18 protein-coding genes are annotated in these 14,057 nt (G+C 36.3%); 15 read left to right on the top strand and 3 right to left on the bottom strand.

The features are described from left to right. The first annotated feature begins 8 nt into the window (after positions 1–8). The 15 genes from ACR9ES_RS10825 to ACR9ES_RS10755 all read left to right on the top strand — a co-directional run bounded on the left by ACR9ES_RS10825 (position 9) and on the right by ACR9ES_RS10755 (position 8,707). Entirely contained in the window at positions 9–428 is a 420-nt protein-coding gene (locus ACR9ES_RS10825; RefSeq protein ID WP_369918305.1) for a hypothetical protein, read from the top strand. Positions 429–431: 3 nt separating this feature from the next. Next, positions 432–857: a hypothetical protein gene (locus tag ACR9ES_RS10820; RefSeq protein ID WP_369918327.1), complete on the top strand. Its 426-nt coding sequence runs from the start codon at positions 432–434 to the stop codon at positions 855–857. A 20-nt stretch (positions 858–877) separates the two neighbouring features. Then, a complete protein-coding gene (locus tag ACR9ES_RS10815; protein WP_125066256.1) occupies positions 878–1,465 on the top strand; it encodes a hypothetical protein in 588 nt (195 codons plus the stop codon). 63 nt (positions 1,466–1,528) lie between these two features. Next, the gene (locus ACR9ES_RS10810; protein ID WP_435254227.1) at positions 1,529–1,954 is read left to right on the top strand and encodes a hypothetical protein; all 426 of its coding nucleotides are present in this window, start codon (positions 1,529–1,531) and stop codon (positions 1,952–1,954) included. A gap of 2 nt (positions 1,955–1,956) precedes the next feature. Further along, entirely contained in the window at positions 1,957–2,256 is a 300-nt protein-coding gene (locus ACR9ES_RS10805) for a hypothetical protein (protein ID WP_435254226.1), read from the top strand. Continuing rightward, entirely contained in the window at positions 2,249–3,064 is an 816-nt protein-coding gene (locus ACR9ES_RS10800) for a hypothetical protein (RefSeq protein ID WP_369918271.1), read from the top strand. Before ACR9ES_RS10805 ends, ACR9ES_RS10800 begins: the two co-directional genes overlap by 8 nt. Beyond that, entirely contained in the window at positions 3,048–3,203 is a 156-nt protein-coding gene (locus ACR9ES_RS10795) for a hypothetical protein (RefSeq protein ID WP_274635355.1), read from the top strand. The genes ACR9ES_RS10800 and ACR9ES_RS10795 overlap by 17 nt, the downstream gene beginning before the upstream one ends. Positions 3,204–3,236: 33 nt before the next feature. Beyond that, positions 3,237–3,815, top strand: coding sequence for a hypothetical protein (locus tag ACR9ES_RS10790; protein WP_369918298.1), 579 nt, complete (start codon positions 3,237–3,239; stop codon positions 3,813–3,815). Between the two features lie 22 nt (positions 3,816–3,837). Continuing rightward, on the top strand, positions 3,838–4,317 hold the full coding sequence (locus tag ACR9ES_RS10785; protein ID WP_435254225.1) for a carboxypeptidase-like regulatory domain-containing protein: 480 nt from the start codon (positions 3,838–3,840) through the stop codon (positions 4,315–4,317). Continuing rightward, entirely contained in the window at positions 4,317–4,664 is a 348-nt protein-coding gene (locus ACR9ES_RS10780; protein ID WP_274639606.1) for a hypothetical protein, read from the top strand. The genes ACR9ES_RS10785 and ACR9ES_RS10780 overlap by 1 nt, the downstream gene beginning before the upstream one ends. Continuing rightward, a complete protein-coding gene (locus ACR9ES_RS10775) occupies positions 4,648–5,142 on the top strand; it encodes a hypothetical protein (protein ID WP_369918340.1) in 495 nt (164 codons plus the stop codon). The genes ACR9ES_RS10780 and ACR9ES_RS10775 overlap by 17 nt, the downstream gene beginning before the upstream one ends. An 8-nt stretch (positions 5,143–5,150) precedes the next feature. After that, positions 5,151–5,633 (top strand): hypothetical protein, encoded by a 483-nt coding sequence (locus tag ACR9ES_RS10770; protein WP_435254224.1) that lies wholly within the window; start codon positions 5,151–5,153, stop codon positions 5,631–5,633. 25 nt (positions 5,634–5,658) lie between these two features. Then, complete coding sequence (locus ACR9ES_RS10765) at positions 5,659–6,237, top strand: glycoside hydrolase family 108 protein (protein ID WP_369918343.1); 579 nt, start codon at positions 5,659–5,661, stop codon at positions 6,235–6,237. 69 nt (positions 6,238–6,306) lie between these two features. Beyond that, positions 6,307–6,756 (top strand): hypothetical protein, encoded by a 450-nt coding sequence (locus ACR9ES_RS10760; RefSeq protein ID WP_435254223.1) that lies wholly within the window; start codon positions 6,307–6,309, stop codon positions 6,754–6,756. A gap of 121 nt (positions 6,757–6,877) precedes the next feature. Then, positions 6,878–8,707: an ArdC family protein gene (locus ACR9ES_RS10755; protein WP_369919225.1), complete on the top strand. Its 1,830-nt coding sequence runs from the start codon at positions 6,878–6,880 to the stop codon at positions 8,705–8,707. Between the two features lie 153 nt (positions 8,708–8,860). Here ACR9ES_RS10755 and ACR9ES_RS10750 read toward each other — a convergent pair whose 3' ends face one another. Genes ACR9ES_RS10750 through ACR9ES_RS10740 form a run of 3 tightly spaced genes read right to left on the bottom strand, consistent with a single transcriptional unit; the run spans position 8,861 to position 13,999 of the window. Beyond that, positions 8,861–11,803 carry a type III restriction-modification system endonuclease gene (locus ACR9ES_RS10750; RefSeq protein WP_435254222.1) on the bottom strand — a complete coding sequence of 981 codons (2,943 nt, stop codon included), beginning with the start codon at positions 11,801–11,803 and terminating at the stop codon, positions 8,861–8,863. A 1-nt stretch (position 11,804) separates the two neighbouring features. Continuing rightward, complete coding sequence (locus tag ACR9ES_RS10745) at positions 11,805–13,790, bottom strand: site-specific DNA-methyltransferase (RefSeq protein ID WP_435254221.1); 1,986 nt, start codon at positions 13,788–13,790, stop codon at positions 11,805–11,807. A 14-nt stretch (positions 13,791–13,804) separates the two neighbouring features. Beyond that, a complete protein-coding gene (locus tag ACR9ES_RS10740) occupies positions 13,805–13,999 on the bottom strand; it encodes a helix-turn-helix domain-containing protein (protein WP_435254220.1) in 195 nt (64 codons plus the stop codon). Between the last annotated feature and the right edge of the window lie 58 nt (positions 14,000–14,057).

Here is a 14,057-nt window from a genome sequence, read left to right as displayed (position 1 = left end):
TAAGAACGATGAATTTGTTACAAACACACCTATTGCTTGCCGAACAAGAAGAAGCTTTAGAAAGCCAAGCACTTTCTAAACCACAAGCAAGCGGACTTCATGGATTTTGGGACGGAGCGAACCTAATGGGAATAATCAATACCGTTGGCGGAACATGGTCGCAAATAGAACAAGCCCGAAACGGAAAACCAGTCTATGTACAACAAGCCAATGGAGAAACCAAGGACATTGCTCCGATGCTAATAGCCAAGTTAGAACAACAAGCACAAGCACAGCAAACCTCGGTAGACAACTTGGTAAAAATGATGCAGCTACAATTACAAACGCAACAAGCCCCTAAAAAAGACAACACGCTGTTGTATGTAGGAGTTGGAGCAGGCATACTCGTATTGTTAGGAGGCATGTACGTAATGACACAAAAAAAATAAACGATGAGAAAAGAATCAATAGAAAACTCGGTAGTCAGTTTGCTAAGTATGAGTGCAGGCGCAATGCTTTCACGTGTAACCGCTAAAAAGCTACCGATGCAAAACACCAAGCTCAAAAAAGGCATGTTAGCCTTAGTAGGGGTCGTAGGCGCAGCCTATTTGGACAGGAAAACCACAGGCAAAGCCATTGCACAAGATATGGCGATGGGAACAGCCGTCACCCAAACAGGCGAACTTGTCAAAGAACTGTTGGATGAAAAGTTACAAAACAATCCGCTATTACATTCCGCTTTAGGATCTCCTTATGACAACTGGAACGAACCCTTTGCGCTAGATAGCACCGACTTTTTATCAAGTTACACCAGTCCCAACTACGATGGAATTTCCGAAGACATTTCCTACGAAACCGTAGAAGATTTTAATAGCTAAAAAAACAAAAAGAGAAAAAGATGAATTTTTTAAGAAACGAAGAACCTTATTTACGAGTAACCGAGTATTTAAAATACAAGAACTCCAAACGCAAAGAAAACGAAAAGTGGAACATCAGTGCGATGAAGCCCATGCCAAGCTTTTTATACGCCAACAAGAAAGTAGATGTAGGCGGTACGGTGTCCCTGTTAACAGGTTCATCGGTAGCCAAAAGAGGCGTTACTAATTTTGACGGAAACTCCCTAGTCAAAGGACGTGTGTTTGTAGCCAATGGCATCACGTTTAAATGCGCCATTGACGATGCAAGTAAACCAGAGCAAGACATTGCCTATAGCATTGCCAAAGTCCCAAATACCTTAATGCAATCGATGGTCGTAGTCAAGCAAAAAAACGAAATCCTAATTGAATTACCGATTTGTGACATTTTAGGCGCTACCGAAAGCGGTAACCACTATTTCAAATTAGGCTCATTTGCCCTGTTGGAAGACGACACCATTACCGAAATCGAAATCCAATACCCAGAAGGAGCAAAAATCACGTTAGAAGACGGAAAAGCCCTGTTCGCTTCTGCACGCTTATCAGGATTTGCCACCTATCAAAAACGCTAAGCTCATTTTTATAACCACACTTTGCGCTAAGACAAGCGCAAAGTGTTACCACAAGCACCAAAGATGAAAAAGATATACAAACGCATAAAAATCAACAAAGACCTTTTAAAGACCAATCTTCCTCCTGAAGAACTCTTACAAAATGAGGTCAGCGACACCATCCCCACAGGAAAAGTAATCGGAGTGTATTTTATCTCCTATATGCCCCCTATGGACACAGGTATGCCCACAGGAGAAACCATGTCGAGATTAGTTCCTTTTGGGATTTCTCAAACAGACATTACCCTGAAAGACAGTAGAGGACATTTGCTGACGGAGACCACGGACATCAAAGACTATGAACACAAAAGCGGCGGCTATAACGAGGGCTTTAAAGAACTTGACTTTGAAAGCAAAAACGAACGAGTGACTATCAGTTGGGAAACCCTAGGAAGCAGACCCATTTGTGGCGAGTTCATTTTTGAGATAGAATCCCCTAACCCATGTTAAGGATGAAAACCATATACCACAGCGAACAGTTTACCGATGATTTTGAGATAAACTTTTCCGAGAAGAACGATTGCAAAGGTGTTGTAAAGCTTGAAATACACCCACACGAGCTAAGTGTCCCTTTGCTTATCAAAGACGGTTCAGGACAGCGAATCACTGCCCAAGCCCCTTTTATCATAGACACCAACCATCCAATTGTAGACGGCTTGATACGCTTTGAATTTTCAGAATATCCAGCACTCACAGCCGTACACACAACACCTTTTAAAAAAGCCATAGTAAGGTATTTATATTGTGAATAATCAATTATCGAACATAGTAGAAAGCCACCTACAAGGAGGAAGCAATCATGTCATCAAGGTATCGAGTAACGGCGTAAAACTTGTCAAGTCTACTTCGGCACAGAAGTACGCCTTTACCTTAGAAGATATTGAAAGCAAATACGGTTCGATAGCCCAATTTTTACAAGCCTTACCCCAAAAAGGATTTAGCGGAGCGGTGGTCTTTACCCTACAAAAAACCTATACCAAGGATGGGAAGACCACCTATCACACGCTACAAACACTCACAGAAAAATTAACACAAGATATGAATGCTACCGACCCCACCACCGCCTTTTTAGGAGCGCCAGAGCTGATGGCAAAGATGGTACAAGCAGAACGTTCGGCAGACTATAAAGAACAAGTACAAGAGCTAAAAGAAACCGTCAAAGACCTGCGTTCTCGCAACCGAGTATTAGAAGAAGCCAATAGCTCGCTTACTATTAAGTTAGAGACAGCAAAAGAACGAGAAGAACTCAGAGTTGAGCGAGAACTGCTGAAGAAAAAAAGCTTTTTAGAAACGCCCGCCTTTGAAAAGACGATGGAAACCTTGGGCGGGATGCTTCCTAAAATCTTAGAAGCTTCAGGAGGCAATGTCGTAGGACACCCGAGCCAGTTAGCAAGCCCGAATGTTTCGCCCATACAAAAAGCCTTTGTACAAAAGCTTTCCACTGCCACCGACGAACAAGTGATGTTTTTTAACTATTTGCTTGACAACTGGCAAGAAGATTTAATCACACAAGTAGCACAGATTATCGAACAACAAGAACACCATGAAGATACAAACTAAAAAAGAAGCCATTGCCCAATTAGAAAAATTACCAGAAAAAGTATTGATACGCCTAGCAGAGCTATCCAGTCATAAAGAAGCACAAAGCTACTTTGCATGCCCGATAAAATACGGCGCAGTCAAGAGCTTTTTGAAGTAGAAAGCAATAATAAGATACAGGAGAAAAAAAGCGATGAAAAAGAAAACAAGTGTATCGAAAATTGCCACCCGAAACAACGCTAAAAAAGCGGTAAGCAAAGCCAATGAAGCCAGTGCCTTTTTACTAGCCAATAAACCTTTACTGATAGTAGCAGGCGGAAGTGTCGTAGCATATTTCCTATACAAAAGACTCAAACAATCAGCCGATGCGGTAACCGAAGTCTTTCAAGACGTAGCAAACGACCATATCGAAGCAGACCTACACATCAACACAGGAAAGCTAAGCATCAATAAAGCACAAGCGAAGATTTTAGCCAAGTCCTTACTAGATGCTTTTAACGATACCGCTTTTGGACTTCCTGCCACCGATGAAGCCAAAGTACAACAAGTCTTTGACAAATTACAAACAGGCGATGACTTTAGGCTCGTGTATAAAATCTTTGGCAGAAGAAAACGCATGGGAGGCAAAACCCCAACGGTATGGCTCGATAAAAAGCTTGCGGACGATTACGATTTAATCTACTGGCTCAAAGCAGAGATTTCAGAGACGTGGGACAGGCAATTATACCACCAAATCAAACAACGAGTACAAAGCGCAGATATGCCCTTTTAAACAAAAAAAATGAAAAAGAACAATGGAAGCAAGTTTACCAATTTACGGGTTGGCATGTCCCGACACCCAACAAGCCCAAGAAGAATTTGACACCAAAAAAAATTGCGGATGTACGATGAATACAACAGCACAACAATTAATCAGCGGAATCATTATCAACGGAAGCACAGGAAAACCCTTTGAAGCAGGGCTTGTCAATGTGTACAATACCCAAACCAAAAAAGGAACAACACCCGATGCAAACGGAGCATTTCAATTGTATGCCAGTCCTACCGATGTGATACACATTTCCTTTGTGGGTTATGATACCCTACAAATAGCAGCTTCAAAACTACCTGCCACCATCACGTTGCAGGAAAGCTCGGAACTACTATCAGAAGTAGTGATAACCGCTAATAAGAAAGGAGATAACAATTATATCTATGCCAGTATGGGACTGTTAGGCTTACTGTTTATCTATGCGATTGCCAAGGATAAGAAAAAGAATAAAACAACGACCTAATGGAATTTATACTCATGCACTGGGAAAAAATCACAGGTATTTTAGGACTGATTTTTTCCTTTTTCGCAGGCTTTAAAATGCGGAAGATACGCCACCAAGAAGCCAAGAACCTAGCCCTAGAAAGACGTTACAAAGCCGATTTACAAAAGCTAGAGAATTACAAACGAGCCTTTGACATCAATGCAGAAATGATAGAAAGCATTAAAAGTGATTTTATGGCTCGTATCGGTTCACTACATCAGTATATCGAACAATTGGAACACATGAACACAAAGCTACACAGCATTGTAGCCAAGCAACAAAAAGAACTCGACAAATACATTACAAAATATGGAAAAGACATTTAAAATACTCAGTGTTGTTTTACTGCTACTGATTACAGGATGTGGGACAACCAAACACAGTAAGACACATAGTTTAGAAACCCAAGAGGATAGTGTTTATATACAAAAAGACAGTGTACACAGCATCACTATCAATAGCGCTATTCAAGACAAAATATTTATAAAGGTTGCCACTGGAGATACCTTACTAGACAGCCTTGTAAATCAAAAATTACAACACTTTGCCAGTAGCAAACAAAGTGGTACAAACAGTTATAGTGTTCGCTACGATACCCAAGCCCAAGGATTTGAGATACGCAGTACCATAGGCACTACCAAGGAAGTTGTAACCAAACAACGGGATAGTATATCAACGAGCCAGTACAAAAAGAAAAAACAAGAGCAAAAAGAGCAAACGACAACACACCGATTGCCCTTGTGGGTTTGGGTACTGCTCTTAGTGCTTGCAGGCATGGTCTATGGAATCGTCAAAACAACCTAAAACCACGAATGAACACAAGAAAGCTATGGGTCGTTGGAGCAGGTATAGGCTTGGTAACCCTAACCGCTTTTATCAACCAAAAGAAAGCCCAACTGACCCGTATAATAGAACAATTACAGTTTCGTGTTTCAGGAATTAGAAATGTGCAGCTCTCATGGCAACACATCGCCTTAGAACTAGACATACAGCTACAAAACCCAACAAAGGAACATTTGAACATCAATACAGGCTTTATAAGTGCAAAAGAGCTACGAGTGTATGAAAAGAAGACAGGGAAACAATTAGCCTTTACCAAGCTGAATACCCATCAAATTAGTATTCCTAGTGGTGGTATGTACCAGTTACCACCTACGCACATTAACCTGCCAGTACTCACCGTAGGACAGTTGGTGTTTGAAGAGCTTCAAAAAAAGAAACAGGACTTTATAAAAGCGTTGCGATTTGAACTGGACGTAGCCACTTTAGGAAACACACGAACCGTACAATTTTAAAAAAGAAGAAAAAGAAAAAAAGAAAATGGCAAGCTATGAACTATTCAAACCCTCTTTAGAACAAGCAGAGGGCGGGTATCAAAACCTAAAAAACGACAAAGGAAACTACAACTCAAAAAAAGAACGAGTCGGAACCAATCACGGAATCTCCGCTAAATTCTATGAAAAGATACTAGGCAGACCTCCGAGTATCAGCGATATGAAAAGCCTTACCAAAGTAGAAGCCCATATCCTTTTTAAAAATGAGTTTTGGGACAAAATGCGAGCCGATAGCATTCGTAGTCAAGCAGTGGCAGAAATGATAGTCGACCATGCAATAAACGCCAATCCAAGAGTAACCGCAGGTATCGTGCAACGCTCTTTAAACCGATACTTTGGCAAAAACCTACAGGTAGATTATGTCATAGGATCTAACACTGTCAAAGCCATTAACTCGGTAGATGCCAAACAGCTTTTTGAGCGTATAGGAAAAGAACGTCTCGCCTATTATAAACGCTTAAAAGACTACCAATACTTTGCTACGAGTTGGACAGGGAGAGTGTTTGCACTAGCCCATAAGTTTGGTGTTGACCTCAAAAAAAAAAGGCAACAACGTTGCTGGTAAGTATTACTAGTATAGCCCTTATCAGCTATGTGATATATACAAAAGCTAAAAAGAAAAAGAAAAAATAAGATGAATACTATACAAAAATTTCAAGCCTTAGACGGCAAGGAAGTCAGCCGAAGTACGTTAGAAAGATTAGTAACACAGGCAAAAAAAGAAAACAATACTGAAGTTATTTATAGAGTCTCAAAAATCTTAAACGACCACCCTAAATACACGACGTTTAACATTTCAGTCAAACGATATGCCACAGGACTGAACGCACCAAGGCATACAGGAGCATACAAAGAAGCCTTAACCAGTTGCGGACGTTTGCGCAAAGGATGGCGTTTTATCAAAGGACGTGTAGTCAAAGCAAGCGCCAAAGTACCCAAACCTACTCGAAAAGGATTGGCAGCCCCAAAAAGAAAAGAGGGATTGACCGCTAGTGGACGTTTGAAAAAAGGCTATAAATATGCAAAAGGAGGTAGGATTGTAAAAGCTACCTCAAAAAAAAAGTGTTGTAGCGCCTGCCACTAAACCCCAACAACCTGCTGAAAATATCCCCTTAGAATTTTTAGCAGGTTTAGACTTCATTCAGGAAGAAGACACCAACACCACAGGGCTGAATGCACCTGTACGTCCCGACCAAATCTATCAGATGATTACGGATAAACTTATCAGTGCTATTAAGAGCGCTAAAGGAACACCAAAATTGGGATGGGATGATGCCTTTTTAGAAAAAGGCGGGTATCTATCGCCTGTAAGCTTTGCCTCCAAAAAAGCCTATAGAGGTATCAATATCATACTGCTAAAAAAAGGCAATCCCTTTGGAGCGTATCAAAACCCTTATTTCTTAACCTTTAAGCAAATACAAGAAGCAAAGGGGAAACTCAAAAAAGGCGCTAAAGGATTAGAAGTAATCTACTTTACCCGCTTGTATAAATTTTCAGATGCTCAAAAAGGACTCGAATACGCCACTTATAACAAACAAAAAATGCAAGACTTTTTACAATCGAAAGGCTATGATACGAGTCATTTTGATTTTCTCGTACAGACCATTCCTATTTTAAAATACTATACGGTGTTCAATGGAGCAGATATTGAGGGGATTGATTTTGGATTGAATAAGCTCACCGCTTTAGAAAAAGCACGTTTAGGCTTTGTTGCACCAAGTACCCCTCATAATACAGAAGAAAAGAACCCGATAGCAGAACTTATCATTCAACACTTTCCGAAAGACAGTGCGAAGATAGTACACGGATTTAAAGGAGCGAGTTACAATGTAGCACAAGACAAAGTAAAAATGCCCAAATACGAAGCTTTTTATCAAAGTGTAGACTACTACAGTACGCTATTCCATGAAATGATACACAGTACAGGACACCCAAGCCGATTGAACCGTCCTTTTGGAAAACGTTTTGGCGATGTGGTGTATGCTAAAGAAGAACTCATAGCAGAGTTTGGGGCGGTGTTTTTATCCGCACAAGCAGGGATTTTATGGAAGACACAAGCAAACCATGCGGATTACCTAAAAAACTGGCAATTGGCGTTACAATTTATGCAAGAAGATACAAAGCTTTTGATGCGTGCAGCTAGTGAGGCACAAAAAGCAGTGGATTATCTCTTACAAGTAGACACCAACAAAGAACCCAAGTTTTACAAAGCGCTGGTAAAAAACAGTCAAAAAGCAAGCCCAAAACCAAGGAAAATACCCGCTTTAAATAAACCGAACAATAAAGTATCAGAGTCACGACCAAAGAATAATATACCAGGGAATCTCAATACAAATTCGGTAGCCTACAAACGAAAGCAATTACGACATAGAACCTTTGAGTATTACCAAATTGAGGATGCTGTATTGGCAAGCTTTTTAGGAAAACTAGAGATAAAAACCAAAGAAAGTTTAGTGATTACCTTAGCAGGGAAACGAGGTTCAAGCAAAACACACTTTGCGTTTAAGTTTATCAATGTACTAGCTCAAAAATACAAGGTTGGTCATGCCTCTATGGAAGAACACCCTGAAAGTGCGTTGTATTGGGATAAAGCAGACATGTATTTTAACGAAGTAGCAGAACGGAATTTATCCAATCCTGATATTGAAAACCTAAACCAATTAGACAAGCTGATTAGAGAAAACGATGTGATTGTGATTGATAGTTTTGCTAAGTTAAAGGAACTGGATAGCAAATTTGAAATTGACAAAGACTTGCGAAAGAAGTACGACGGAAAATTGTTTTTTATCATCTTCCAACAAACGGCAGACGGTAAAATGCGTGGTGGTGCTAAAAGTGGCTTTGATGGGGATTGTATTTTCTTTACCGAGAAAACAAATCATTACAAGACCAACTTTATTTACACGGATAAGAACCGTTATCAAGATAAACCACTCGATGAGTTGAAATACAATATTTATTCAGGGAAACTCGACCCGATTATCTCTGAAGAAGTGGTTACAGAAAATGAGATACCGAAAGAGGTGGAGTTTTAGAAAAGTTAGAAAAAGTAAAAAAAAAGGTTGGTAATGAAACGATTGTTTGACTACTAGTCTTGCTCTTAAAGAGGTAGAAAAGTTACGTGTAAGGATATATAGAGAGTTATTTTTTTAAACGCAAAATATGTAAACGTAACTTTTCATACTCTACTATTTTTCAACTATAATTTCTCGTATTAAACTTTCTATTTTCTTATTACTGAATTGTTTTCTGAATTTAATCTTAATTGTATCTCCAAAGAACTTTTCTGCGTGTCTAATTTTCTGTTTTTCCTCATTTCTCAAGTTCTCTTCTGCTGTGTTTTTTGTTTCTACAACAAAGTATAGTTTTTTCGATTTGTCTTCATAATTCAAAACATAAGCAAAATCAGGTGAATAACTTTTTCCGCCAGCAACAGGAATCTTAATTGAGTTTTTTGGGATTTTAGAGAAAACAACTACTTCTTTCAAATTTTGTTCAATATTTTGTTTTTCTAATTCAGAATCGTAAAACAATTCATCCAATAAATACGTATCGGCAACTTTATTCTCTGAATACATAACACCAACATCAGAAGCAGAAATTTCTGTTTTTACAGTTCCATCTGGGTGTGTGAATTTAGTTGGATGAATTTCGTTGCTCACTTTTTGATATTCAATTCCAAATTTATCTATTGCGTTAAACATTAAATAATTCTCGAATTTTTGTTTAATAATACGAACTGTGGCAATATTTAGAAATTTGTTTATATCAATATTAGAATCAATAAAAGAACTGTTTAAAGTCTTTATATTGATATTTAGTGCTTTTGCTAATTCCTTCAAGAAATTACTGTATTTCATTGTAGAAATTGGCGTTATTTCATTTCCGTAAATTTCTTGTTCTTCTTTAACTCCAGCAATGTTGTCAGTTATTTCAATTTGTGCTGTTCTTTCTTTTATACCTTCAATAGTAAAATTGCTGTTCTGCTCATTCAAGAAATTTATAAAAAGTGATTTGAACTTGTCTTCTTTTTCAAACTTGTATTCTAAAATTACCTTTTCATTTAATTTCTCCCACAGTTCTTTTAATTCGCTGTATTTTTCTGTACGTATACTAACTTGCTTTTTCTTATCAGTAGATTTTCTAACTTTATTAGAGCCAACACCTTCAAATATTTTTGGATAGTTATGTTTGATAAAGTCAAAACCACCTTCTTTGAATTTATTAGACCTTGTAACAACATTATTTTCGTCTAATATTTCAAATAAATCATCTTCTGTCGTTTCGTATAATTCGCAAATTTTCTTAACAATATCGTCTGATATTTTTTCTGGAATATCTTCTATTGAAATTGCTCCTGATTTCTCATTGATTTCATTTACTAATTTATCTACAAAATCACTTTCTGTAAAATCTACAAAGTAGTTTAAATAAAACTGTTCGTCTTTTACTCGGTTACCGTATTCATTTACAGGAAGTCTTAAACCTCTACCAACTTCTTGCAGTTTAGAAATATCACTACCGCTACTTCTTAGTTTGCAAATCTGAAAAACATTAGGATTATCCCATCCTTCTCGTAAAGTCCATTTAGAAAAAATAAATCTTCTGGGATTATCTAGTGAAAGCATCTTTTGCTTATTATGAAGAATTTCATCTAACTGGTTTTCAATATCATCATCCTTATCAGAATCCTTGCCGCTTTTATCAACGGCAAAATAACCTCCGTGGGTTTTTCTGATATCTTCTAAAGTTTTTTCAAGATAAGCTTTGTAAAAGGTGTTCTTTTCAGTTTTGAGTAATGTTTCTACTTCTGCTTTTATTAAACTTTCAATAGTGGTTCTTAAATATCCATTTTCGTTTCTATACTCTTCAATATTATCAATGAAGAAGAGTGTAATAGGTTTAATTTTTACACTTCGTGTAAGTAATTGTTTTTCGTTTTCAAAGTGGCTTTTTATGGCTTTTTGAATCATTATTTCTTGCAGTTTTTCTGCATAAGAATAAGGATTTAATTTATCGCCTTTTGATAATTCAATTCCATTAGATAAAACAACTTTGCTTTTATTTAAACTTTTTACGTACAAATCTTCCATTGCAGAATGTACTCTTTGTAAACTTTCTTTTTTAGTAAGCTTAAATGTCTTTTTACTCTTGTCTTCCAATAATTCAAAAGTGGCTTCTTTTCCGTCCGTATTATTGAGTTTTACAATAGCATTCTTTCCGCTTTCAAACTCTGTAATATGACCTATTACACCTTTTACTAAATTACGATTGAAGGAATCGACCGCAGTTAATGTATAAATTAAGTTATGATAGTCTTTAACTTTCTTCTTTTTTAGTTTACCTAATTCATCTTTAACTTTTATTTCTTTCTCTGGAAATGTAGCACCATAGCGCAATATAAATTGCGGGTTCATTTTCAGAATATTCTCAAAAGTTGTTTTACCTGTTCCAAACTTATGAGGTTCATCTATAATTACGAACGGACTTACTGCTGAAATTGCCTTAAACGGAATAGTGTGCTTATCAAAAATACCTTTATCAAAACTCTTTTGCATTGTTTCAGAGTTTATCATTCCTGCATTAATAACCATTACTTGAATGCTGTTTTTTTCATAAACTCCTGCATTTACAAAACTGTTTACAGCAGGTGGCATAAACGATTTTTTATTTTTACCACCTTTTTTACTTTCTACAATATGCAGTTTAATGGTTTTGCCGTATTGTTCTTTAAAATGTGCTCTTGCACTATCACTTTTTAAAAAATCGACTGTTCCAGCTTTAATAGAAAGTGTAGGAACAATTACAATAAATTTAAAAAGACCGTAGTTTTTATTGAGTTCAAAAATGGTTTTGGTGTAAGTATAGGTTTTTCCTGTTCCTGTTTCCATCATAATATCTATGATGTTACTGTTTAGATTTACCTTTTCTTCAATATTATTTACCTTTTGTAATGCTAATATGTTTTTAGGATAGGTATTATTACCATCATAAATTTTCAAGACAGGATTCAGAAATTGCTTATCAACTCCTTTTGGGTTCTCTATTTCTAAATTATCAAAAACAGATACAGTACTTTTTACCGCTTGTGATTGATGCTGAAGATTTTTTTCAAAGTTAAATCCTTTCATATTAGTAGCGTGTTATAAAGTCAATATCAATACTTTTTTTGTTAGCGTAAGACTTAATATTTTCGCTTATTTCACGTAAACTTTTACTCTCAAAATGATAACCAAAGGCAATGATTGTAGTTGGGTTAAAACTTCTATCGCTATCTATTTTTTCTAACAAGGCTTTTAAATGTTGTGTTTTAAAACCTTTATCCATTAAATACAACTTCTCACTTACATAATATGCTGTATAGCCATTTAAGTCTGTTTCTTGGATGGTTACGGTAAGTGGAACACCATCATAAGTTTTCCAAGTAACCAATAATGCTTTTAAGTCTTCTTCGGTAAGTTTACTTTCGTCAAACATTTCGAATTGACTGCCTAATTCATCTGCTTCAAAGTTGTAATCTTCCCATATTGGCATAGTTTCGAATACTTTAAAGCCTAAATCTTGATTGGATAAGTCTTTGTCTTTGTGGTCTTCTTGTATTTTTTTTGATGCACGAATGAGACGCTCTTTAGTAATATCAAAAATGGTAGGTTTATCTATTTTTAATTCATCTTTCACAAAATCGTAAGCTGTTTTATTGCTTTTTGGGTCTATGAGTTCTGGTAATTGTGCCAAAATAAATTTTCTGTTTCCTCCATCTTCTGCATTGAGTTGCATCACGGCATCTCCTGTGGTGCCTGAACCTGCGAAGAAGTCAAGAATCAAATCATTTTGTTTCATTCCAATAATTAATAGGTCTTTAATAAACGGAACAGGCTTTGGACCTTTAAATATTTTCTTACCAAAAAATGTTTTTAACAGGGTGGTAGCAGTACTTGTGCTATAATCAGATTTATAGAAGAATGATTTAGGTTTTTTAGTAGGTAAATCTCCAAGCTTTGGTCTTTGCTTCTTATAAATTGATTTTCCACCACTTCTTGCATCAGTTACAATCAAATTAAATGTTTCGTTTTTAATTTTAGGCTTACCCCAAGACCAAGATAATTCCTCTTTTTCTTCATTAATGGGATATATTATAGTGTCTTGTTTAGATAATGGCTTATCGTCATCAGTAACATAAATTTTATTTTCTTGAGAAATAAAAACTGGAAACCAACCCTTTGGTCGATTAATTCTTGAAGCATCTTCACCAGTTCTTCTTAATCCATCTGCTTTTTTCCAAAGTCCATATTCATCTTCATTCCAATTATTAAAAATTTCTTCCTCATCAATATCAAATTCAAACAATTCACATTTTTCTTTATTTTTTGCGTAAATCAAAAAATATTCGTGACAGTCTGCAAAGCCAAAATTATCTTGATTACCTTTAAGGTTCATTATTGTCGGAATTTCTCCAACAAAATTTTCCTCCCCAAAAACTTCATCCATCAAAAGTCTTAATTGTGCTACTTCATTATCATCAATAGAAATAAAAATGGCACCATCAACTTTTAGAAGTTGTTTGGCAATATAAAGTCTCGGATACATAAACGTTAACCAAGCAGAATGTGAATTACTTTTGCTTTGTGTAAAGTCTAAAATTCGTTTAGCTCGTTCTTCACTTACTCCTGCCAGCTCCATAAGCGTAGGTACGTCAAATTTACGGTCATCTTCATACACGAACCCATCACTACCAGTGTTGTATGGTGGGTCAATGTATATCATTTTTACTTTTTCATAATAGGCATTTGATAAGTGCTTTAAAACTTCTAAATTATCGCCTTTTATCAATAAGTTTTCAGAGTTTTTATTGTCGCCTTTTTGGTTAAATGTTTCATCTTCTTTTAATAGCGTAGTGGTTTCGTCTGTTGCTAATAAACGAGCGTAAGATTTACCCAACCAATCCATTCCGTAACTTTCTTTTGAAAAGTTGATTTCGTTTTTTGAAAGTTGGGTTTTGAATTTTTCAAAATCAAATTCTCCGTTTTTGTCAAAACAGCTTGGGAAGTTTTGTTTTAGTATTTCCAAATCCTTATTTGGTGGTTGTATGTTGCCTGTTATTTTTTGTTCTTTACTCATCTTATTTCCCAATATTATTTTTCGCTATCTACTAACAAGTCTTTTGCGTTGACTTGAAGTATTTCTGCTATTTTGTATAAGTCTTCTAAACTTGGTTGTCTTTTATTTCTTGCGTATTCATTAATGGTTGGATAACTTTTGTCCATTTTTTCAGCAAGCCAAGTTTGACTAATTCCTTTGTCTTTTAAAACTTCTTTAATTCGGTTCACTTTAAACCTTTTTTATAATTCGGCAGAAAGGTAGCAAAAATTCATTGTTTAATAATGA

Origin of the sequence: Tenacibaculum sp. A30 (assembly GCF_051200845.1) — a bacterium.
Classification (GTDB): Bacteria; Bacteroidota; Bacteroidia; order Flavobacteriales; family Flavobacteriaceae; genus Polaribacter.
The sequence above is the reverse complement of the archived record's forward strand: the minus strand, read 5'-3'. Positions and strand labels throughout refer to the sequence as shown.

Coding starts and splice junctions, on each gene's coding strand:
- ACR9ES_RS10825 (WP_369918305.1), top strand. CDS start 9: ATGAATTTGTTACAAACACACCTATTGCTTGCCGAACAAGAAGAAGCT.
- ACR9ES_RS10820 (WP_369918327.1), top strand. CDS start 432: ATGAGAAAAGAATCAATAGAAAACTCGGTAGTCAGTTTGCTAAGTATG.
- ACR9ES_RS10815 (WP_125066256.1), top strand. CDS start 878: ATGAATTTTTTAAGAAACGAAGAACCTTATTTACGAGTAACCGAGTAT.
- ACR9ES_RS10810 (WP_435254227.1), top strand. CDS start 1,529: ATGAAAAAGATATACAAACGCATAAAAATCAACAAAGACCTTTTAAAG.
- ACR9ES_RS10805 (WP_435254226.1), top strand. CDS start 1,957: ATGAAAACCATATACCACAGCGAACAGTTTACCGATGATTTTGAGATA.
- ACR9ES_RS10795 (WP_274635355.1), top strand. CDS start 3,048: ATGAAGATACAAACTAAAAAAGAAGCCATTGCCCAATTAGAAAAATTA.
- ACR9ES_RS10790 (WP_369918298.1), top strand. CDS start 3,237: ATGAAAAAGAAAACAAGTGTATCGAAAATTGCCACCCGAAACAACGCT.
- ACR9ES_RS10785 (WP_435254225.1), top strand. CDS start 3,838: ATGGAAGCAAGTTTACCAATTTACGGGTTGGCATGTCCCGACACCCAA.
- ACR9ES_RS10780 (WP_274639606.1), top strand. CDS start 4,317: ATGGAATTTATACTCATGCACTGGGAAAAAATCACAGGTATTTTAGGA.
- ACR9ES_RS10775 (WP_369918340.1), top strand. CDS start 4,648: ATGGAAAAGACATTTAAAATACTCAGTGTTGTTTTACTGCTACTGATT.
- ACR9ES_RS10770 (WP_435254224.1), top strand. CDS start 5,151: ATGAACACAAGAAAGCTATGGGTCGTTGGAGCAGGTATAGGCTTGGTA.
- ACR9ES_RS10765 (WP_369918343.1), top strand. CDS start 5,659: ATGGCAAGCTATGAACTATTCAAACCCTCTTTAGAACAAGCAGAGGGC.
- ACR9ES_RS10760 (WP_435254223.1), top strand. CDS start 6,307: ATGAATACTATACAAAAATTTCAAGCCTTAGACGGCAAGGAAGTCAGC.
- ACR9ES_RS10755 (WP_369919225.1), top strand. CDS start 6,878: ATGATTACGGATAAACTTATCAGTGCTATTAAGAGCGCTAAAGGAACA.
- ACR9ES_RS10750 (WP_435254222.1), bottom strand. CDS start 11,803: ATGAAAGGATTTAACTTTGAAAAAAATCTTCAGCATCAATCACAAGCG.
- ACR9ES_RS10745 (WP_435254221.1), bottom strand. CDS start 13,790: ATGAGTAAAGAACAAAAAATAACAGGCAACATACAACCACCAAATAAG.